The sequence below is a fragment of the Amycolatopsis sp. NPDC057786 genome (genome assembly GCF_042797905.1).
GTDB lineage: Bacteria > Actinomycetota > Actinomycetes > Mycobacteriales > Pseudonocardiaceae > Amycolatopsis.
The window spans coordinates 12607-31768 of the sequence record NZ_JBHVKW010000082.1; the positions used below are offsets into that span (position 1 = coordinate 12607).

At 68.2% G+C, this 19162-nt stretch carries 17 protein-coding genes and 1 tRNA gene; 12 read left to right on the top strand and 6 right to left on the bottom strand.

Annotated elements, in window-relative coordinates:
* Nucleotides 1–141: 141 nt before the first annotated feature.
* The 4 genes from ACFVM3_RS31345 (at nucleotide 142) to ACFVM3_RS31360 (ending at nucleotide 4230) form a co-directional block, all read left to right on the top strand.
* Complete coding sequence (locus ACFVM3_RS31345) at nucleotides 142–1407, top strand: aspartate kinase (protein ID WP_125679736.1); 1266 nt, start codon at nucleotides 142–144, stop codon at nucleotides 1405–1407.
* Nucleotides 1407–2447 carry an aspartate-semialdehyde dehydrogenase gene (locus tag ACFVM3_RS31350; protein WP_378443545.1) on the top strand — a complete coding sequence of 347 codons (1041 nt, stop codon included), beginning with the start codon at nucleotides 1407–1409 and terminating at the stop codon, nucleotides 2445–2447. Before ACFVM3_RS31345 ends, ACFVM3_RS31350 begins: the two co-directional genes overlap by 1 nt.
* Before the next feature lie 158 nt (nucleotides 2448–2605).
* Nucleotides 2606–3796 (top strand): RtcB family protein, encoded by a 1191-nt coding sequence (locus ACFVM3_RS31355; RefSeq protein WP_034314834.1) that lies wholly within the window; start codon nucleotides 2606–2608, stop codon nucleotides 3794–3796.
* A gap of 62 nt (nucleotides 3797–3858) precedes the next feature.
* Nucleotides 3859–4230, top strand: a complete 372-nt coding sequence (locus tag ACFVM3_RS31360; protein WP_378443546.1) for a hypothetical protein — start codon at nucleotides 3859–3861, stop codon at nucleotides 4228–4230.
* Between the two features lie 58 nt (nucleotides 4231–4288).
* On the opposite strand, the gene ACFVM3_RS31365 is transcribed toward ACFVM3_RS31360, so the two are convergent.
* The gene (locus tag ACFVM3_RS31365) at nucleotides 4289–5431 is read right to left on the bottom strand and encodes an MFS transporter (protein ID WP_378443565.1); all 1143 of its coding nucleotides are present in this window, start codon (nucleotides 5429–5431) and stop codon (nucleotides 4289–4291) included.
* 207 nt (nucleotides 5432–5638) lie between these two features.
* Here ACFVM3_RS31365 and ACFVM3_RS31370 point away from each other — a divergent pair, with 207 nt between their 5' ends.
* Both ACFVM3_RS31370 and ACFVM3_RS31375 read left to right on the top strand, forming a co-directional pair.
* Entirely contained in the window at nucleotides 5639–7081 is a 1443-nt protein-coding gene (locus ACFVM3_RS31370; protein ID WP_378443547.1) for a catalase, read from the top strand.
* Between the two features lie 433 nt (nucleotides 7082–7514).
* A complete protein-coding gene (locus tag ACFVM3_RS31375) occupies nucleotides 7515–8045 on the top strand; it encodes a hypothetical protein (RefSeq protein ID WP_378443548.1) in 531 nt (176 codons plus the stop codon).
* A 287-nt stretch (nucleotides 8046–8332) separates the two neighbouring features.
* On the opposite strand, the gene ACFVM3_RS31380 is transcribed toward ACFVM3_RS31375, so the two are convergent.
* Entirely contained in the window at nucleotides 8333–9379 is a 1047-nt protein-coding gene (locus tag ACFVM3_RS31380; RefSeq protein ID WP_378443549.1) for an alpha/beta hydrolase, read from the bottom strand.
* 148 nt (nucleotides 9380–9527) lie between these two features.
* On the opposite strand from ACFVM3_RS31380, the gene ACFVM3_RS31385 reads away from it, so the two are divergent.
* The 5 genes from ACFVM3_RS31385 to ACFVM3_RS31405 all read left to right on the top strand — a co-directional run bounded on the left by ACFVM3_RS31385 (nucleotide 9528) and on the right by ACFVM3_RS31405 (nucleotide 12144).
* Entirely contained in the window at nucleotides 9528–10103 is a 576-nt protein-coding gene (locus ACFVM3_RS31385; RefSeq protein ID WP_378443550.1) for an NADPH-dependent FMN reductase, read from the top strand.
* Nucleotides 10104–10241: 138 nt separating this feature from the next.
* Nucleotides 10242–10664: an organic hydroperoxide resistance protein gene (locus ACFVM3_RS31390; RefSeq protein WP_378443551.1), complete on the top strand. Its 423-nt coding sequence runs from the start codon at nucleotides 10242–10244 to the stop codon at nucleotides 10662–10664.
* A gap of 57 nt (nucleotides 10665–10721) precedes the next feature.
* On the top strand, nucleotides 10722–11198 hold the full coding sequence (locus ACFVM3_RS31395; protein WP_378443552.1) for a Dps family protein: 477 nt from the start codon (nucleotides 10722–10724) through the stop codon (nucleotides 11196–11198).
* Between the two features lie 123 nt (nucleotides 11199–11321).
* Entirely contained in the window at nucleotides 11322–11948 is a 627-nt protein-coding gene (locus ACFVM3_RS31400; RefSeq protein ID WP_378443553.1) for a TIGR03085 family metal-binding protein, read from the top strand.
* A gap of 10 nt (nucleotides 11949–11958) precedes the next feature.
* On the top strand, nucleotides 11959–12144 hold the full coding sequence (locus tag ACFVM3_RS31405) for a 2-hydroxymuconate tautomerase (protein ID WP_378443554.1): 186 nt from the start codon (nucleotides 11959–11961) through the stop codon (nucleotides 12142–12144).
* Between the two features lie 72 nt (nucleotides 12145–12216).
* On the opposite strand, the gene ACFVM3_RS31410 is transcribed toward ACFVM3_RS31405, so the two are convergent.
* Nucleotides 12217–14061 carry a prolyl oligopeptidase family serine peptidase gene (locus ACFVM3_RS31410; protein ID WP_378443555.1) on the bottom strand — a complete coding sequence of 615 codons (1845 nt, stop codon included), beginning with the start codon at nucleotides 14059–14061 and terminating at the stop codon, nucleotides 12217–12219.
* 39 nt (nucleotides 14062–14100) lie between these two features.
* Between ACFVM3_RS31410 and ACFVM3_RS31415 the strand changes: the two genes are divergently transcribed.
* Entirely contained in the window at nucleotides 14101–14793 is a 693-nt protein-coding gene (locus tag ACFVM3_RS31415; RefSeq protein ID WP_378443556.1) for a class I SAM-dependent methyltransferase, read from the top strand.
* A 554-nt stretch (nucleotides 14794–15347) separates the two neighbouring features.
* On the opposite strand, the gene ACFVM3_RS31420 is transcribed toward ACFVM3_RS31415, so the two are convergent.
* The 3 genes from ACFVM3_RS31420 to ACFVM3_RS31430 form a co-directional block, all read right to left on the bottom strand.
* Nucleotides 15348–15421: transfer RNA gene (locus ACFVM3_RS31420), tRNA-Pro, on the bottom strand.
* Between the two features lie 29 nt (nucleotides 15422–15450).
* Nucleotides 15451–16377, bottom strand: coding sequence for a metallophosphoesterase (locus ACFVM3_RS31425; RefSeq protein WP_378443566.1), 927 nt, complete (start codon nucleotides 16375–16377; stop codon nucleotides 15451–15453).
* A 285-nt stretch (nucleotides 16378–16662) separates the two neighbouring features.
* Nucleotides 16663–18831 (bottom strand): transglycosylase domain-containing protein, encoded by a 2169-nt coding sequence (locus ACFVM3_RS31430; RefSeq protein WP_378443557.1) that lies wholly within the window; start codon nucleotides 18829–18831, stop codon nucleotides 16663–16665.
* Nucleotides 18832–19162 lie beyond the last annotated feature (331 nt).

Consider the following 19162-nt stretch of genomic DNA (forward strand, 5'->3'; position numbering starts at 1 on the left):
GGAGTCTTCGAAGTGGTGGTCAGGACCACTTACGAGGGTGGCGAGCGCGCGTCACCCCGGTAGGCTTTCGCCCAAATAAGGGACGCGGGGGCTCCTCGGTGCCCACCAGGAGCACGCCCGGCCCGTCGAGGAGGTTCGGGCGTGGCCCTCGTGGTCCAGAAGTACGGCGGTTCGTCGCTGGAAAGTGCCGACCGGATCAAACGCGTCGCGGAACGCATCGTCGCCACCAAGAAGGCCGGCAACGACGTGGTCGTCGTCTGCTCCGCCATGGGCGACACGACCGACGAGCTGCTCGACCTGGCGCAGCAGGTCAATCCGGCGCCGCCGGAACGCGAGATGGACATGCTGCTCACCGCGGGTGAGCGCATCTCCAACTCCCTGGTGGCGATGGCGATTTCGGCGCAGGGCGCGGAGGCCTGGTCGTTCACCGGCTCGCAGGCGGGCGTGGTGACGACGTCGGTGCACGGCAACGCGCGGATCATCGACGTCAGCCCCAGCCGGGTGACCGAAGCGCTCGACCAGGGCTACATCGCGCTGGTGGCGGGCTTCCAGGGGGTGTCGCAGGACACCAAGGACATCACCACCCTCGGCCGCGGCGGTTCGGACACCACCGCCGTGGCGCTGGCCGCCGCGCTGAACGCCGACGTCTGCGAGATCTATTCCGATGTGGACGGTGTGTACACCGCCGATCCCCGGGTCGTGTCCGACGCCCGCAAGCTCGACACCATCGCCTACGAGGAGATGCTGGAGCTGGCGGCGAGCGGGTCGAAGATCCTGCACCTGCGCTCGGTGGAGTACGCGCGCCGCTACGGCGTCCCGATCCGAGTCCGTTCTTCCTACAGTGACAAGCCGGGCACCACGGTGACCGGTTCTATCGAGGAGATCCCCGTGGAACAAGCGTTGATCACCGGTGTGGCGCACGACCGCTCCGAAGCCAAGATCACGGTGACCGGGGTGCCGGACCACGCCGGCGCCGCCGCCAGGATCTTCCGGGTGATCGCCGACGACGAGATCGACATCGACATGGTGCTGCAGAACGTGTCCAGCACCGTCTCGGGCCGCACCGACATCACCTTCACCCTGTCGAAGGCCAACGGGGCCAAGGCCGTGCAGTCGCTGGAGAAGATCAAGGACGAGATCGGCTTCGAGTCGGTCCTCTACGACGACCACGTCGGCAAGGTCTCGCTCGTCGGCGCCGGGATGCGTTCGCACCCCGGTGTCACGGCGACGTTCTGCGAGGCGCTCGCCCAGTCGGGCGTCAACATCGAAATCATCAACACCTCGGAGATCCGGATCTCGGTCCTGATCCGGGACGCGCAGCTCGACGACGCGGTGCGCGCGATCCACGAGGCGTTCGAACTCGGCGGCGACGAAGAAGCCGTCGTCTACGCGGGGAGTGGTCGCTGATGTCCGGAGGTTTGCGGGTAGGCGTGGTCGGGGCGACCGGTCAGGTCGGCGGCGTGATGCGCCGTCTGCTGGCCGAACGGGGTTTCCCGGTCGCCGAAATGCGGTACTTCGCCTCGGCGCGGTCCGCCGGTTCGAAGCTTCCTTGGGGTGACGGCGAAATCGTCATCGAGGACGCGACGACCGCGGATCCGTCCGGTTTGGACATCGCGCTGTTCTCGGCCGGTGGCGCGACCTCCAAGGCGCAGGCGGAGCGATTCGCCGCGGCAGGCGCCACGGTGATCGACAACTCGTCGGCGTGGCGGATGGACCCGGACGTCCCGCTGATCGTCAGCGAGGTCAACCCGGAGGCGGTCAAGGAGGCGCGCAAGGGGATCATCGCGAACCCCAACTGCACCACCATGGCCGCGATGCCGGTGCTCAAGCCGCTGCACGCCGAAGCGGGCCTGGTGCGGCTGGTCGCCAGCACCTACCAGGCCGTGTCCGGCAGCGGGCTCGCCGGTGTGGAGGAGCTGGAAGGCCAGCTCGCCGCCGCGGCGGCGAACGCGGGCGCGCTGACCCACGACGGCTCGGCGGTGAACTTCCCCGAGCCGAAGAAGTACGCGCGGCCCATCGCACACAACGTCCTCCCGCTCGCCGGGTCCATTGTGGACGACGGCGAGTTCGAGACGGACGAGGAGAAGAAGTTCCGCAACGAGAGCCGCAAGATCCTGAGCATCCCGGAGCTGCGGGTCTCGTGCACCTGTGTGCGGGTGCCGGTGTTCTCCGGGCACTCGATCTCGATCAACGCCGAGTTCTCGCAGCCGCTTTCGGTCGCCCGCGCGACCGAACTGCTGACCGGCGCCCCCGGCGTGGAGCTGTCGGACATCCCGACGCCGCTGCAGGCCGCCGGCCAGGACCCGTCGTACGTCGGGCGCCTGCGGACGGACCCGGGCGTCGACGGCGGTCGTGGTCTGGTGCTGTTCCTGTCGAACGACAACCTGCGCAAGGGCGCGGCGCTCAACGCCGTGCAGATCGCGGAGCTGGTCGCCGCGAACTCCTGACGTGGGCTGAAAGGGCCCTTCACCGCATGCGATGCGGTGAAGGGCCCTTTCGCTGCGTCCGATGAGGGGAAAGGGCCCTTCACGTCGTAATTGCGTTGTCGGAGGCCTTCGGCCGGGGCATGCTCTGTGGCGGCAAACGTTTCCACGAAGGGAAAATCATGTACACGGCGGTCGAAGGCTCGCGGGTTCCGATCCGGATGTGGGCGGACCCCACATCGGTCGAGGACCAAGCCATGCGACAGCTGCACAACGTCGCCAACCTGCCGTGGGTGCACGGCGTCGCGGTCATGCCCGACGTCCACTACGGCAAGGGCGCGACCGTCGGCAGCGTGATCGCGATGCGCGACGCGGTGTCCCCGGCCGCCGTCGGCGTGGACATCGGCTGCGGGATGAGCGCGGTGCGGACCTCGCTCACCGCCGCCGACCTGCCCGACGACCTGCTGAAGCTCCGCCGCCGGATCGAATCGGCCGTCCCGGTCGGGTTCGGCCTGCACAAGACCCCGGTGAACCCGGCGAAGGTCCACGGTGTCGGCGGCTGGGACGCGTTCTGGAAGTCCTTCGGCGACCTGCATCCCGGCGTCCAGGACCTGCACGACCGCGCGTCGCGCCAGATCGGGAGTCTCGGTGGCGGTAACCACTTCATCGAGGTCTGCCTCGAACAGGGCGGCGAGGACGAAGGCCGCGTGTGGCTGATGCTGCACTCCGGTTCGCGCAACATCGGCAAGGAACTCGCGGAACGGCATATGGCCGTCGCGCGGAAGCTGCCGCACAACGCGGACCTGCCGGATCCGGATCTCGCGGTGTTCGTCGCGGGCACGCCCGAGATGCAGGCGTACCGGCGCGACCTGTTCTGGGCGCAGGACTACGCGGCGCGCAACCGCGCCACGATGGTCGCGCTCGTGAAGCAGGCGCTGAAGGACGTCGTACCGCAGACGACGTTCGACGACGCGATCAGCTGCCACCACAACTACGTCGCCGAGGAGACCTACGACGGCGTCGACCTTCTGGTGACCCGCAAGGGCGCGATCCGCGCGGGTTCGGGCGACCTCGGGATCATCCCTGGCAGCATGGGCACCGGCTCGTACATCGTGCGCGGTCTCGGGAACGAGTCGTCCTTCCAGTCCGCGTCGCACGGCGCGGGGCGCCGGATGTCGCGGAACAAGGCGAAGAAGCTGTACACCGCCGAGGACCTCGCGGCGCAGACCGCGGGTGTGGAATGCCGCAAGGACTCCGGTGTGGTGGACGAGATCCCGGCCGCGTACAAGGACATCGAAACGGTGATCAAGGCGCAGACGGATCTCGTCGAGGTGGTCGCGCACCTCAAGCAGGTCGTCTGCGTGAAGGGCTGAATCGTGGGTGGTATGCCGGGGAATCCGGCATACCACCCACGATTCTCGCTACTGTGGTCTTCATGAAGAGGTTGGGAATCGCGGCGCTCCTGGCGGCCGCCGGGCTCGCGCTGGCGGGCTGCAGCGAGGTCACGAACGCGGTCGATCAGACGAACAAGGCGGCGACGAAGGTCAGCGCCTGCGCCGAGGCGCTCAGCCTCGCCGACCTCAATCCGGACCCGGCGACGCTCAAGGAGCGCGCCGCGGACAAGGAGAAGCGCCTGCGCGAGCTGGCGGCCAGCGTCGGCGAGCAGAACGTGGCGGGCGCGCTCACCGGTATGGCGGACTCGTATCTGCAGGTGCAGAAGGAGAACATCCAGGACGCGGGCAAGGTCGCGGACTGGACCAAACGCAACCTCGAGCAGCTGGAAGCCCTCCGGAAGGTCTGCGCCTAGCCCCTCTCGCGTTTAGTCCTCTGAATGCGGAACGACCGCATTCAGAGGACTAAACGCATCAGGAGGAAGTGAGCGCGGGCACCTGGGCGGGGGTCCGGGACCGGCGCCAGAACAGGCCGGCGGAGGCGATCGCCAGCGCGCCCAGCGCAGAGGCCGCGAAGCCCCAGCCGGGGCTGGAGTGGTCGATCACGAACCCGATGATCGGGCTCCCGATCGCCAGCCCGATCCGGCTCGCCGCGTCCAGCAGGCCCATCGCCTCCCCGCGCACGCGGGCGGGCGCCGCGGCGCTGACCGTCTCCGTGCTCGCCGCGAGCGTCGGCGCGCACAGCACGTTGCTCGGGAACAGCACGATCGCCAGCAGCCACCACGGCTCGGCGATCAGCCCGACCGGCAGGGTCAGCACCGCGAGCAGCACCATCAGCGTGCCCTGCGAAAGCGACCGCCGGACCGCGCCGTGGATCGCCCCGCCGAGGACCGACGCGACGCACATCAGCGTGATCAGCAGCCCGGACCAGGCGATGTCCCCGCTCGCGCGCAGCGTCGCCAGCGCGGCGAGCTCCATGCCGACCAGGCAGAACAGCGCGCCGGCGGCGATGAACATCGCCATCACGAGCCGTCCGGTGAGCCAGCTCCGCACGGTCGGCCGTTCCCCGGCGAACACCTCGGCGTCGGCCTCGGCGCGGATCGGCGGGTTCTGCCGGTAGATCAGCGTCGCCGAAAGCGCGAAGCAGACCCCGATACCGGTGAGCGCGTACACCGCGGGCAGTTGCGTGATCGCCATGATCCCGGCCGACGGCCCGATCATGAACGACGCCTCCACCAGGATCGTGTCCAGCGAGTAGGCGGCCCGCCGTTGTTCGAGCGGCACGAGCGCGGTGAGCACCAGCCGCGCGAGTGTCCCGGCGGGCACCGACAGCACACCGGCGGGGAGCGCGACCACGAGCAGCACCTGATACGGCAGATGCGGCGCGCTGATCCAGAACGTCGACGAGGCCAGTCCGCAGATCGCGACCACCGGCCGCAGCCCGTAGCGGTCGACGTACCGGCCGACGAGCGGTGCCCCGATCGCGCTGCCGAGCGTGGTGGCGGCGCCGATCAGCCCGGCCGCGCCGTAACCGCGGCCGAGGTCGTTGACCACGTACAGCGTCATCGTCACGCCCATGGCCGTCATCGGGAGCCGGGCCAGGAACATCAGCAGCATCGAGCTGGGAACTCCGGGCACGGCTAACACACGACGATACGGAGCGAGGGCCATACGTCCGATGAGAACGTAACTTGGTACGCGCGTGCAAGTTTTTTTCGCGTCGCCAGGATCACCCGGTCCGGGGTGTTTTCTTGACTGATTCCAGATTAGACGGGAGGGTGGAGAGGACTGACCGCTCACCACCACGAACCAGGAGGCACCGGCGTGACCCTGCCGACCACGAACAACGTGGGCATCCCCGTCGCGAGCGACAACGATTCCCTCACCGTAGGCGCCAACGGCCCGATCCTGCTCCAGGACCACTACCTGATCGAGAAGAACGCCCAGTTCAACCGTGAGCGGGTGCCGGAACGCGTCGTCCACGCCAAGGGCGGCGGCGCGCACGGCTTCCTCGAGGTCACGGAGGACGTCAGTCAGTTCACGAAGGCCGCGCTGTTCCAGCCGGGCGTGCGCACCGAGAGCCTGGTCCGGTTCTCGTCGGTCGCCGGGGAGAACGGATCGCCCGACACGTGGCGCGACCCGCGCGGCTTCGCGGTGAAGTTCTACACCTCCGAGGGCAACTACGACCTCGTCGGCAACAACACCCCGGTGTTCTTCATCCGCGACCCGATCAAGTTCCCCGACTTCATCCACTCGCAGAAGCGCCGCGCCGACAACCACCTGCGCGACCACGACATCCAGTGGGACTTCTGGACGCTGCGCCCCGAGTCCGCGCACCAGGTCACCTGGCTGATGGGCGACCGCGGCATCCCGTCGAACTGGCGCGAGATGGACGGCTTCGGCTCGCACACCTATCTGTGGGAGAACGCGGGCGGCGAGAAATTCTGGGTCAAGTACCACTTCAAGACCGACCAGGGCATCGGCTACCTCACGCAGGCCGACGCGGACCGGATCGCCGGCGAGGACTCGGACTACTACATCCGCGACCTGTTCAAGAACATCAAGCAGGGCAATCACCCCAGCTGGACGCTGTACGTCCAGGTGATGCCGTACGCCGAGGCCGCGGACTACCGCTTCAACCCGTTCGACCTGACCAAGGTGTGGCCGAAGGGCGACTACCCGCTGATCAAGGTCGGCCGCTGGGTGCTCGACCGCAACCCGGCGAACTACTTCGCGGAGATCGAGCAGGCCGCGTTCGAGCCGTCCAATCTGGTGCCGGGTATCGGCCCGTCGCCGGACAAGATGCTGCAGGGCCGCCTGTTCGCGTACCCGGACGCCCACCGCTACCGGATCGGCGCGAACTACACGCAGCTGCCGGTCAACGCGCCGAAGTCCCCGGTGAACAGCTACTCGCGCGACGGCGCGATGCGCTACAACAACCCGGGCGACCCGGTGTACGCGCCGAACTCCTACGGCGGTCCGCACGCGAACGCGCAGATCGCTTCCGAGACCGCTTCGGGCTACGGCGTCGAGGACGAGGTCATCCGGTCGGCGTACAAGCTCCACGCCGAGGACGACGACTTCGGCCAGCCGGGCACGCTCGTCCGCGACGTGATGGACGACGCACAGCGCGAGCGGCTCGCGAGCAACATCATCGGCCACGCCTCGAACGACGTCTCGCGCCCGGTGCTCGAGCGGGTCTTCGAGTACTGGCGGAACGTCGACAAGGACCTCGGCGACAAGGTCGCGGACGCCTTCCGCGAGTAAAGAACGTCTCTTCAGAGGCTGCTCCCACCACGAAACGCCCCCGGTGCGCGCACCGGGGGCGTTTCCATGTCCCCACTCGCATGTGAAACCAGAAGAGGACGTGGCGTGCGTGGGGGACACCCCGAGTGGAGCAGCGCGACACGCCTGTCCGACGGAGTGATGAAGCCAAACGATCACCGTTTACACCGCTGTGGGTGAACGAGCCGTACCACGGTGTCGCCCGGTCACAGGTGGTCATAAAACGGCGGGAAAAGGATGATCTTCAGGGGGAGGCGCAAGATTTCGCCGTTAATCAATTGCGGGGGTCTTCCCCTGGATTGAATCCGGCACGTAAGGGTTAGAAAAGTGTTCCAACCGGTGATCGGGTGGTGTTCGGCCGATACGGCGGGTATCGATTTACCTCGTCAGGTCCCAGAGGCCAGGAGGTAAGGGAATGAAAGGCAACATTGCCCGGACGATTGCCGCGGTCGCCGCAGGCAGTCTGTTGGCGGTGGCCTCGGCCGGCGCCGCAACGGCTGGCACCGATGGTGGAAAGGGCTCGTCGAACACGCAGGCGCTGGCCGCGCAGGTGCTGCAGATGCGAGACGGCCTCACCAAGGTGGCCTACGCCGGCGACGTCGCCAAGACGCGGGCGGACTTGGACAAGCTCAGCCCCGTCCTCGGTGACATCGCCGCGGGCAAGCGCTACCAGATCCAGACCGAAACGCAGAAGCTCGGCGACCTGGCCCAGGGCCGCTCCGTCGAGTCCAGCAGGCTGCTGGCCGACCCGACGGCGAAGGCGCGTCAGCTGCCGCCACTGCCGGTGCCGATCCCCTCGCTTCCGGACCTTCCCGGACCGCTGAAGATCGTCAGCGACCTGGTGAAAGCCCTGCTCACGGCCGTAACCGGCATTCTCGCGGGCCTGCTCGGCGGACTCCCTGTCCCGCCGCTGCCGGTCCCGCCCGTACCGCTTCCCACGCCGTGACATAGCCGCGCGCTGACGGAAACCTTTCGCAGGGCGCGGGGATCGCGACCAGCTCACGTTGGCAGGTAGGGGCGCCCTACAAAAGGTTTCCGTGGCCTTCGGCCGAAAGAGGCGCGCGGGGTGAAGTCTCTCGTCGCGCTGGCGCGCTTCCGAGAGACAGCCGTTGGGTCGGCAAAGAGTTGTCAAGTTGGTCGATAGTCGTCAGGTTCCGCCGTGCAGGGCGGCGGGCCACGATATGGGGGCCGGAGCCCGAGTGGGGACATTTCTCCCCACTCGGGCTCTGGCTTTCACTTCGGGGCGAGGCCCAGCCGCAGGGCTCCCGCCGCTTCGGCCGTCGCCTCACGGAACCGCCGTCCGACGCCGAGGAAGTTGATGTACCCGTGGATCAGGTCCGGCTGGCGGCTGAGCGCCACCGGAACCCCGGCCTTTCGCAATTTCTCCGCGTAAGCCTCGCCCTCGTCGCGCAGCGGATCGAAACCCGCCGTCGCGATATACGCGGGCGGCAATCCGGAAACGTCACCGTGCAGCGGTGACAGTTTCGGGTTGTACAGATCGGTGCCCTTCGGCACGTAATGTCCTTCGAACCAGGTCATATCCGAATCGGTGAGGAACAGGTCCTCGGCGAACAATTCCCGCGAGCGGCGGCGCACGGTGAAATCGGTCGCCGGATAGAACAGCAGCTGGAACGCCGGGACGCCGCCGCCGCGTTTCACCGCCTGCTGCGCCGTCACCGCGGCGAGGTTCCCGCCCGCGCTGTCGCCGCCGACGGCGATACGCGCCGGGTCGGCGCCCAGGTCCCGCGCTTTCGCGAAGGCGTACTCGAACGCCGCGATCGCGTCTTCGGTGGCACCGGGGAAGCGCGTCTCCGGCGCGAGCCGGTACTCCACGGAAAGAACTCGCACACCCGCCTGTTTCGCCAGGTAGCGAACGGTGTTGTCGTGGGACACACGGCTGCCGACCACCCAGCCGCCGCCGTGGAAGAACACCAGCAGCCCGGACGGATCCGGCAGCCCGGCCGGGGTATAAAGCGTGGCAGGCACGTCGCCGTCACCCGTGGGGATGAGCAGTTCCCTGGTGGCGACCGGTTCGATCGTCGGCCCGCTGACCAGGTGCCTGCTCGCCAGGAGCATGCTGCGCGACTCCTCGACGCTCCCTCGCACCAGCGACGCCTTCGCCAGCTTCTGCAGACGGAGCAGGAGCTGGGCGTCCAGCGCGAGTTCCTGCCCGTCCAGGCGGAGGGGCGGTCCCGCGATGGCCCGTCTGACCGGCTTCGGGAGCCAGAACGCCAGCTGCGAAAACGCGGCCTCGGCACGGATCTGGAGCGGTATCGCCATGCTTCCTCCTGAGGGCTTCCCGTCAGGTTACTTTCGAGTAGGTATGCCGTCCAGCGGGGAACGGGACGGTTGCGGCGAACGGGTGTGACGCAGGCCTCCGTTCCAGATCCTGGTCCTCCAGTTAAGTAGAGGGGCTAGCCTCGAAAGCGTGACTTCGACGAACGCGGTGCATGTCCTCGGGATCGGCGGCTCTCTCCGGGAGGGCTCGCAATCCGAGCGTGCGCTGCGTATCGCGCTCGGCGCCGCGGCGGAAGCCGGCGTCACCACCGAACTGATCTCCGGGCCCGAGCTGGTGTTGCCGTTCTATGACACCGCGCTGGAGGAACGGCACGAGCGGGCCACCCGGCTGGTCGAGGCGATCCGCCGCGCCGACGGGATCGTCGTCGTCTCGCCCGGCTACCACGGCGCGCTGTCCGGCTTGGTCAAGAACGCCCTGGACTACGTCGAAGACCTGCGCGACGACACCCGTCCGTACCTCGACGGCCGCGCGGTCGGCCTCGCCGCCGTCGCCTACGGCTGGCAGGCCGCGGTGACCACGTTGGAACAGTTGCGCACGATCACGCACGCGCTGCGCGGCTGGGCCACCCCTTTGGGTGGTTCGATCAACACCGCGGAGACCAAGTTCGACGAAGCCGGCGGAGCCTCGGACGAGAAGAGTGTCCGCACGCTTCGCCTGATCGGGACCCAGGTCGCCGAGTTCGCGCTGAGTCGCGCCGGTCACTAGTCGTTTGCTCCGGTCTTCGTCCGGGTAGTTCCCGGACGTGATGCCTGCCATGGGGTGGCAAGGTTTCGCGGTTGCGGGACGTTGACACCGAAGAGACGCTCAACGGGGCGTGTCTTGAGACCAGGAGGTAGGCGAAGAATGGCTGAGGCTCTGTACACCGCTGTGGCCACCGCTCGCGGCGACGGCCGCAACGGTGAGGTCACGTCCTCTGACGGCGTCATCGACGAGTCGCTGGCGATCCCGAAGGAGATGGGCGGGCCTGGCGGGGACAAGACCAACCCCGAGCAGCTCTTCGCCGCCGGCTATTCCGCCTGTTTCCACTCCGCGTTGCAGCTCGTCGCGCGCCAGGCGAAGGTGACGCTGGACGGCTCCACCGTGACCGCCGAGGTCAGCGTGCTCAAGCAAGGCGAGGGCTTCGGTCTCGGCGTGGCACTCAAGGTTTCGCTGCCCGGCCTGGAGCAGGCGCAGGCCGATCAGCTCGTCGAGCAGGCGCACCAGGTGTGCCCCTACTCGAACGCGACCCGCGGCAACATGGAGGTCGCACTGTCCGCGACGGTCTGATCCCGTCCGCGGCAGGTCCATTCCCGAACCGGCCAGTTTCTGAAAGGAAGACCGAATATGGGCAAGTCTCCGATCAAGAGTCCGCTGAGCGAAGCCGACAAGGAGATCACCGGTAACGCCTTGCAGGCCACGCTGGTCGATCTGGTGGATCTGTCCCTGATCGCGAAGCAGGCTCACTGGAACGTCGTCGGCGCGAACTTCCGCAGCGCGCACCTGCAGCTCGACGAACTGGTCGCCACCGCGCGCCAGTACGTCGACGAGGTCGCCGAGCGCGCCAACGCCATCGGTATCTCGCCGAACGGCCAGGCGAAGGCCGTCGTGGAGAGCTCCGGCCTGCCGGAGTACCCCGACAACTGGCAGTCCGTCGAGTCCACGGTCGCCGCGATCGTCGACATCCTCGCGGCGCTGATCGAGCGGCTGCGCAAGCGCATCGACGAGACCGACAAGAGCGACCTGGTCACCCAGGATCTCCTCATCGAGATCACCCAGGAGCTCGAAAAGGCGCACTGGATGTGGCAGGCGCAGCAGGCCTGACCCCCTCCACCTCGTGAGTGGTGAGGACGGTTCCAACCGTCCTCACCAGTCACGAGCCGCGGGCGCGTGCCCTGTGTCACGCCGGATTTCCTCGTGCGGTACCGGCGCGTAACGTCGTGGGGTATGGGAGTCGCCGGAGACGAACGTCGTGCGTTGAGCGAGCTTTTCGAAGAAGTCGGCCCGGACGCGCCGACCCTGTGCGCGGGGTGGAAGACGCGGGATCTCGCGGCGCATCTGCTGGTCCGCGAGCGGCGGCCCGACGCGGCGCCCGGCATCCTGGTCCCTGCGCTGGCGTCGTACACCCAGCGGGTGCAGGACTCCTACGCCGCGCAACCCTGGTCCGAGGTCGTCGGCAAGGTGCGGTCGGGCCCCGCCTGGTACTGGCCGACGACGATCGGCCCGCTCGACGAGGTCGTGAACGGCCCGGAATTCCTGGTGCACCACGAGGACGTCCGCCGAGGACAGCCCGGCTGGGAACCGCGTCCGGCCGAACCCGCCCGGGACGCGGCGGCGTGGAAGTCGGCGAAGCAGGCCTCGAAGCTCAACCTGCGGAAATCGCCGGTCGGCGTGATCCTGAAGACTCCCGAAGGCCGCGAAGCGCGGGTGAAGGAAGGCCCGGACACGGTGACCGTGATCGGCGCGCCGATCGAGTTGCTGCTGTTCGTCTTCGGCCGCGACGCCGTCCGTCTCACCTTCGAGGGTGACGCTTACGCGGTGGACAGGCTCCGGAAGCACGACCGCGGCCTTTAGAGTTCCGGCCATGCCGATGATCAGTGTTTCGATGTTCCCCGGCCGGACGGCCGAACAGAAGCAGGCCCTCGTGCGCGAGGTGACCGACGCCTTCGTCCGCACGTGCGGCGGTAAACCCGAAGGCGTCTGGGTGACGATCAACGAGATTCCCGCCGAACACTGGGCGGCAGGCGGGACCCTCTTCTCGGAACGCTGACTCTCTCTCGCCGAGGGCCATGAACGGTCCGTTCCTGGCAAAATTTGCCGGGAACGGACCGTTCATGGCACGTCAGCGGAGCCCGACCGCCCGCAGCGCGAAGAACACCTCGATCGCCGTCTGCTTGATCGTCTCGGCGACCACCAGCGACCCGTGGCCCGCGTCGTACCGGTAGAACTCGAACGGGATCTCCCGCTTCGCGAGCCTGTCGAGGTAGTTCTCGACCTGCCGGATCGGGCAGCGCGGGTCGTTGTCCCCGGCGAGCACCAGCACCGGCGCCGTCACGGCTTCGACGTAGGTGATCGGCGAACATTCCCGGTACACCGCCGGCACCGTCTCCGGCGAACCGCCGAACAGCGCCCTGTCGAACGAGCGGAGCTGCTCCATCTCGTCCTCGTACGCGGCGACGTAGTCCGCGACAGGAACTCCGGCGATCCCCGCCGCCCAGCGCGCCGGCTGGGTGCCCAGCGCCAGCAGGCTCAGGTACCCGCCCCACGAAGCGCCGTTCACCACGCATTTGGCCGGATCTGAAAGTCCACTTTGGACTGCCCAGTCGTGCACGGCGGCGACGTCTTCGAGTTCGGTCAGGCCGGGACGGCCTTCGATGGCGTCACGCCAGGCCGAGCCGTAGCCGGTCGAACCGCGGTAGTTGACCTCGACGACGGCGAATCCCGCGTCGAGCCACACGGCGCGGTACGCGGAGAAGCGGTCCTCGTCGGCCGAATGCGGCCCGCCGTGCAAGGAGAAGACCGTGGGGAGCGGACCTTCCGGCGCGTCGGCCGGCCGCGAGACGAGCGCGTGGATCTGCCCGCCGATCCCGTCGACGAACGCGTCCGTGACCGGCGCCGATCCAGGGGCGCGCTCGCCCGGCGGTTCGAGGAGCACCGAGTCTTCGCCGTCCGTCGTCCGCGCGCGCACGGCCGTCGGCTGCGCGGCGCTGGACCACGAATACTCGACGGTGCCGTCGGGCCGCACTCCCGCGCCGCCGATCCGGCCCGGCGGAGTGTCCAAAGAGGACAATTCGCCGCCGGCGAGGTCGTAGCGGTGCAGGGAACTGCGGCCTTGGTGGAAGTGGACGACCAGTAGTGCCCGCGCGTCCTGGTACCAGCCCGCGACCACCTCGCCGGGCAGGTCCAGCTCGATCTCCTGCTCGGTGTCCGCGGCGGTGTCCCAGATCAGGAGCTCTTCGCGACCGCGCCGCTCGTGCAGCACCAGCAACCGCTGATCGCCCGCGACCGGGGAGAACTCCAGCGCGCCGAGGCCCTTGCCCTCGCCGTCCCATTTGTCGGCGACCGTCGTGAAGCCGTCGGTCGACAGGACGCGCAGCGCGGGGTGTCGTGAATCACCGTGCTCGGAGTGGGAGATCACGAGCAGCGACTCGTCTCGGGACAGCGAGGCGATCCCGGCGTCGTCCTCGTGCTTGTAGAAGGACGTGGTTTCGCCGTCGATATGGGCGAAGAGTTCGCTTCCGTCGTCGGTCGAGACGCCGACGGCGACCACCTTGGTGCCGATCTCGAGCCCGGCGGGGTAACCGTCGTGGACGTCCGGCACCGCGCGCTCGGCGGCGGCCCCGGGCGCGAACGGTTCGCGGACCCAGGAGCCGAATTCGTCGCCGTCGGTGTCGTCGAACCACCAGATCCAGCGGCCGTCGGGGGACGGGGTCGCGTGCATGGTGCCGTTGGGCCGGTCGGTGACGCGGCGGTGCTCACCGGTCGACCGGTCCCAGGAGTAGACCTCCCACACGCCGCTGGCGTTGGAAACGTAGACGTTGGCGTCCGGGGCGTCGATGGCCCATTCGGGCACCGAGATGCGCGGGGCGCGGAAGCGGGCCCGCCACCTGGCCTCGGCTTCGGCGTCGTCGAACAGGCGGTCCGGGACCACCGCGGACGGATATTCAGTGCCTGGCTGCGTGCTCACCCCTCGATCCTGCCACTCCGGAGCCGTACTGTGTGCGGGGTGCTGGAGGGAAACGCGCCGCGCGCCGCGGTGTCCGCGCGGTTCGCGCGTCAGGCGGTCGAGCGGGCCGTGTTCGCGCAACCGCTGTTCGGACCGGGAATGGGGTGCGTCGACGTCGGCTGCGGGCCGGGTTCGATCACCCTAGGTATCGGCGACGGACACAGAAAGTCCACAGTGGACTTTTTGGTGGCGGAGGCGTGCGCGCTGCCGTTCGCCGAGGCATCGGTGGACGTGGTCTTCGCGCACGCCGTCTTCGAACATCTGAAGGAGCCGGGCGCCGCGCTGGCGGAGCTTCGGCGGATCCTCAAACCGGGCGGCACCCTCGCACTGTCCACATCGGACTGGAGTCGCGCACGGCTGCGGCCGAAGACGGCGAACGTCGACGCGGCCCTCCGCGGTCACTACCTGTTGTGGCGCCGGGCTGGTGGTGACCCGTTCGCCGGGCGCTCGCTTCCCGCCGCGGTCACGGCCGCCGGTTTCACCGACGTGCGAACGAAAATCCGCTACCGCACGGATATGACGTACCGGGCGCTGGCGACCTCCGTGGAGGCGCGGCTGGTGACGGCGCTGGAAACCGCGACGACCCCGGACCGCGACCAACTCGCTTCGGCGGCCCGCTCAGCCTGGTCGTGGGCGCGCTCGGGCGATGGGGATTTCGCCCAGTGCTGGACCGAACTCCTGGCCACCCGCTGAGCGCCGCTCGCTCTCCGGTTGCTTCTCCGCCGCTCGCTGTCCGGTACTTCGGCTCTACCGCCGCTTGCTCTCCGGTTGCTTGGGCCCTCCGCCGGTGTCCCCAATGTCGCATTGGAGACGCTCAGTGTCCCCAATGCGGCATTGGGAACCCCCTGGATGCCGACGCCTCCTTCGGTTGTCCACACCCGCCCGCCGTTGTGGACAACCACCCCACCGCCCCCGCTTTCGCCCAGCCTCGACGCCCCTCGGCGATACACTGGACCCGGGGTCGCCCCCCTGGGAGTGGCGGGGGCTGCCCGGTGGCGGTGGACGGCGGCTGACCGGCGGCCGAGGTGCGGGGCTGTCTGGTGCGCAGGGGCTGGCCGAGGCGCGGCGGCTGCCAGGTGCGCGGCGGCTTCCCCGTCGGTTGGCTCGCTGCGACGGGATCCCATGTCCTGAAGGGCACCATTGAGCGTCTCAAAGGTGCCCTTCAGGACATGCGGAGGCGGACCCCAAGGCCCATAACGCGAAAGAGCCTTGCTCACCAAAGCGAGCAAGGCTCTTTCGATTCAACGTCGGGGTGGCGGGATTCGAACCCACGACCTCCTCGACCCGAACGAGGCACGCTACCAAGCTGCGCCACACCCCGGGGTACTGCTTAACGGGTCGTGGAGAAGTCTAGCGGACGGTGTTCCGCGCTTTGCGGGGGGCCGCGTTCCGGCGATTGTCGCTGGTCGTGCCGCGTGGGACGAGGGTCAGCAGGCTCGCCTCGGGAGGGCACGCGAAGCGCGCGGGCGCGTACGGCGACGTGCCCAGCCCGGCGGAGACGTGAAGCCACATCTGGGCGCCCCAACGGGACGCGCCGCGGGCTCGGGTGCGGTCGAGTTCGCAGTTGGTGACGAGCGCGCCGTAGCCCGGGATCCGGAGCTGGCCGCCGTGCGTGTGCCCGGCGAGGACGAGGTCGTAGCCGTCGCCGGCGAACTCGTCGAGGACGCGGGGCTCCGGCGAATGCGTGACGCCGATGCGCACGGCGGCCGCGGTGTCCACCGGGCCGGCGATGTCGGCGTAGCGGTCGCGGTGGAGGTGCGCGTCGTCGACGCCGGCGGTGAACACGTATTGGTCGGCGACCTCGATGGTGCGGCGGACGTGGGTGAGGTCGTGCCAGCCGTGCTCGACGAAGGCCGCGCGGAGGTCGCGCCACGGCAGGTGCTCGCCGTGGATGCGCTTCTTCTTGCCCTTCGGCATGAGGTAGCGCGCGGGGTTCTTCGGTTTCGGCGCGTAGTAGTCGTTGCTCCCGAAGATGAACACGCCGGGCCGGTCGAGCAAGGGGCCGAGCGCGCGCAGCACGGACGGGACCGCCTGATGATGTGACAGGTTGTCACCGGTGTTGACGACGAGGTCCGGTTCGAGTTCGTCGAGCGCCGCTACCCAGCGTTGCTTGCTCACGTGACCGGGCAGCATGTGCAGGTCCGAGATGTGAAGGATCGTGAAGGGTTTCGCCCCTGCCGCGAGGACCGGGAGCTCCGCGGTGCGAAGCGTCCACCGGCGCCTTTCGATACCGACCGCGTAACCGAGGGTCGCGGCTCCCAGGGCGACGGTTCCCACGGCCAAGCGCCGTACAGTCGCCCCCGAAGTACTTTCGTTACTGAGCGTGCTCACAATGTCCAGTTTACGTGCTCTTCGGTGGTGATCGTTCGCCCCCATTCCGGCGATCTCGGTAAATCGCTGGAATGGCCTCTTTTCTTCACCTTCCGTGGTCGGCGCGGAGTGTCGCGATCCACCGACATGATCCCGTCGACCGCTGTTCCCCGTTAGGCCGCCAGGCGCTCACTCAAAGTTAGATTCACCTGACTCACCGTGATTTGCGCTGGTGAACGCGACCGTTGCGGATCAGCGTCCGCCGCCCATGTACTTCGGGTCCGGCTGCGGCAGCGGCAGCGCTTCCTGGCCTTCGAGAATCTTCGACATCGCCCCGAACCAGGTCTGCGCCGGCGTCTTCCCACCGAACATGTTTTCGCAGCCGCGAGTGGTCACGTTACCCGGGCCGAGGTAGCAGAGACCGCCGTTTCCACCCTTCGGACGGAACACCATCGCGGCGCCCGCGAGCTGCGGCGTGGCCCCGAGGTACGTCCCCGAGCCGTTGCTCTGGGTGGTCCCGGTCTTGCCCATCACCGGCCGGTTCCACCGGGCGCCGTTCGCGGCGCCGAACGACGTCCCGCCGGGCTGGCTGTCCTTGCTCATGCCGACCGCGAGGGTGTTGGCGAGACCTTCGGGCACGACCTGCTCACAGGCGGCTTCCTTGACGGGCACCGGTTTTCCGTCCCGGTCGGTGACGCCTGCCAGCGGGGTCGGCGGGCACCAGACGCCGCCGCTCATGATCGTGGCGCCGACGTTCGCCAGCTCCAGACCGCTCAGCGGGGCGGGGCCGAGGGTGAACGAGGCGTTTCCGGGCCAGCCGGGCCTCGGGCCGAAGGCCTGCAGCTGGCTGGCGTTGACACCGGGATTGTCGGACTTCGGGTCGACCGCGCCACCGCCGAGGTTGCTGGCCATGGTGTCGCGCATCCCCAGTTTGCGCGCCATCTCCACGATCGGACCGGTGCTCCCGACCCGCTCCTCGAGAGCCACGAACGCGGTGTTCGGCGAGGTCGCCAGTGCCTGCTGCAACGACATGGTCCCGCCCGCCGGGTTGTAGTCGCCCGCGTTCCCGAGGCAGTACCAGCGAGAGCGCAACGGCGGCCCGGTCGGGGCGCACCTGTTGCCACCACCGGCGAACACGTGGGAGGTGTAGAAATCGGGCACCGGCAAGGGAGAGTTGATCCCGGCGACACCGGCTTCCAAAGCCGCGGCGGCGGTGAAGACCTTGTACGCCGACCCGGCGCCGCCGGTGTTGTAGACGCCGGAAGGCAACGCGAAGGTCGTCTGTCCCTGGTCTTCGTGCAGCCCGTAGTCACGGTTCGCCGCCAGGGCCACGACTTCGTGCCGCTGTTTGCCCGGCTTCACCAGCGAGAGGGTGTTCGCGACGTTGTCCTGGGTCTTCTTGACCTGGGCTTCGGCCGACATCTTGGCTTCGTGGTTCGCCCGTTCGTCCAAAGTGGTCTTGATCTTGTAGCCGCCGGTGTAGAGGTCGTCCTTCGTCATCCCCGACTTGAGGAGATAGTCCTCGACGTACTGGCAGAAGAAACCGTTCTCCGGACCGGCGCCGGTGCAGTTCGACGCGGGCTTCTGCGGGCCGCCTTCGACGACGCCGAGCGGCTCGGCCTTGAAGCGTTCCGCGTCCACCTTCGCGAGCTTCTGGTTGTCGACCATGCGGTCCAGCACCAGGTTGCGGCGCTCGGTCGCCTTCGCCGGGTTCTTCCACGGGTCGTTGACGATCGGGTTGTTCACGAGGCCGGCGAGCAGCGCCGCCTGCGGCACCGTGAGCTTCTCGACGGGCGTGTTGAAGTACGCGTTCGCGGCCGCGCCGACGCCGTAGATCTCACGCGAGAATTCGACGACGTTCAGGTAGCCGGTCAGGATCTGCATCTTGTTCAGCTTGGTTTCCAGCTGGATCGCGATCCGGGCTTCCTTCAGCTTCCGGGCGACCGACTGCTCCTGTGCGCGCTTCTGCCCCGGCTTGTCGTCCCGGTAGACGACGTTGATCAGGTAGTTCTTGACGTACTGCTGGGTCAGCGTCGACGCGCCCTGCGTGTCGCCGCCGGTGCTGTTGCTGACCGCGGCGCGCAGCGTGCCCTTCCAGTCCACCCCGTTGTGCTCGTAGAAGCGCTTGTCCTCGACCGAGATCAGTGCCCATTTCATGGCGTCGTTGATCTGGGTCTCGCTCGTCGGGATGCGGAACTGCTTGTACAGCGTCGCGATCTGCTTGCCGGTGTTGTCGGTGATCGTCGTCACCAACGGCGGCGGGATGTCCGCCAGGTCCGAAGAAGTCTTGTCGACGGTCTCGCTCGCCTGGTTCGACAACACCCCCGCGGCACCCGCCACCGGGAACAACATCCCCGCGACCAGCACCCCCGCGAGCACACACAGGCCAATGAGCTTCAGCAGACCGTCTGTTTTGCGCACGCGGACCAGGGTACGCGGATCCCGTTAGCCCACCGTGACGTCACCTCGCTGTAAGTGGGGTTCCGGTCACGAAATCGACCCCATGAGGTGACGTTCGGTAACGGCAGGCATTCTAGGGCTTGGCGGGGGGAACCGAGGGCCCCTACAGTCCGTCAACGTCTCACGTATGAAAAAGCCGACAGACGGGTGAGTGCGAGCGGCAGTCGCATTCGGCCGAACGGAGGCACCGGCACCGGGGAGGTGTCGGCTCAACCGACGTGAGCACACAGGGAGACACGCTCATGGGGGCAGGAGCGCAGGCTTTTCGTCCTCCCGTGGTGTGTCGAACACC

Excerpts from the sequence above, each read along its gene's own strand:
- ACFVM3_RS31380 (WP_378443549.1), bottom strand. The coding sequence starts at position 9,379 with ATGGCGATACCGCTCCAGATCCGTGCCGAGGCCGCGTTTTCGCAGCTG.
- ACFVM3_RS31360 (WP_378443546.1), top strand. The coding sequence starts at position 3,859 with ATGAAGAGGTTGGGAATCGCGGCGCTCCTGGCGGCCGCCGGGCTCGCG.
- ACFVM3_RS31365 (WP_378443565.1), bottom strand. The coding sequence starts at position 5,431 with ATGCTGCTGATGTTCCTGGCCCGGCTCCCGATGACGGCCATGGGCGTG.
- ACFVM3_RS31395 (WP_378443552.1), top strand. The coding sequence starts at position 10,722 with ATGGGCAAGTCTCCGATCAAGAGTCCGCTGAGCGAAGCCGACAAGGAG.
- ACFVM3_RS31350 (WP_378443545.1), top strand. The coding sequence starts at position 1,407 with ATGTCCGGAGGTTTGCGGGTAGGCGTGGTCGGGGCGACCGGTCAGGTC.
- ACFVM3_RS31405 (WP_378443554.1), top strand. The coding sequence starts at position 11,959 with ATGCCGATGATCAGTGTTTCGATGTTCCCCGGCCGGACGGCCGAACAG.
- ACFVM3_RS31375 (WP_378443548.1), top strand. The coding sequence starts at position 7,515 with ATGAAAGGCAACATTGCCCGGACGATTGCCGCGGTCGCCGCAGGCAGT.
- ACFVM3_RS31355 (WP_034314834.1), top strand. The coding sequence starts at position 2,606 with ATGTACACGGCGGTCGAAGGCTCGCGGGTTCCGATCCGGATGTGGGCG.
- ACFVM3_RS31390 (WP_378443551.1), top strand. The coding sequence starts at position 10,242 with ATGGCTGAGGCTCTGTACACCGCTGTGGCCACCGCTCGCGGCGACGGC.
- ACFVM3_RS31400 (WP_378443553.1), top strand. The coding sequence starts at position 11,322 with ATGGGAGTCGCCGGAGACGAACGTCGTGCGTTGAGCGAGCTTTTCGAA.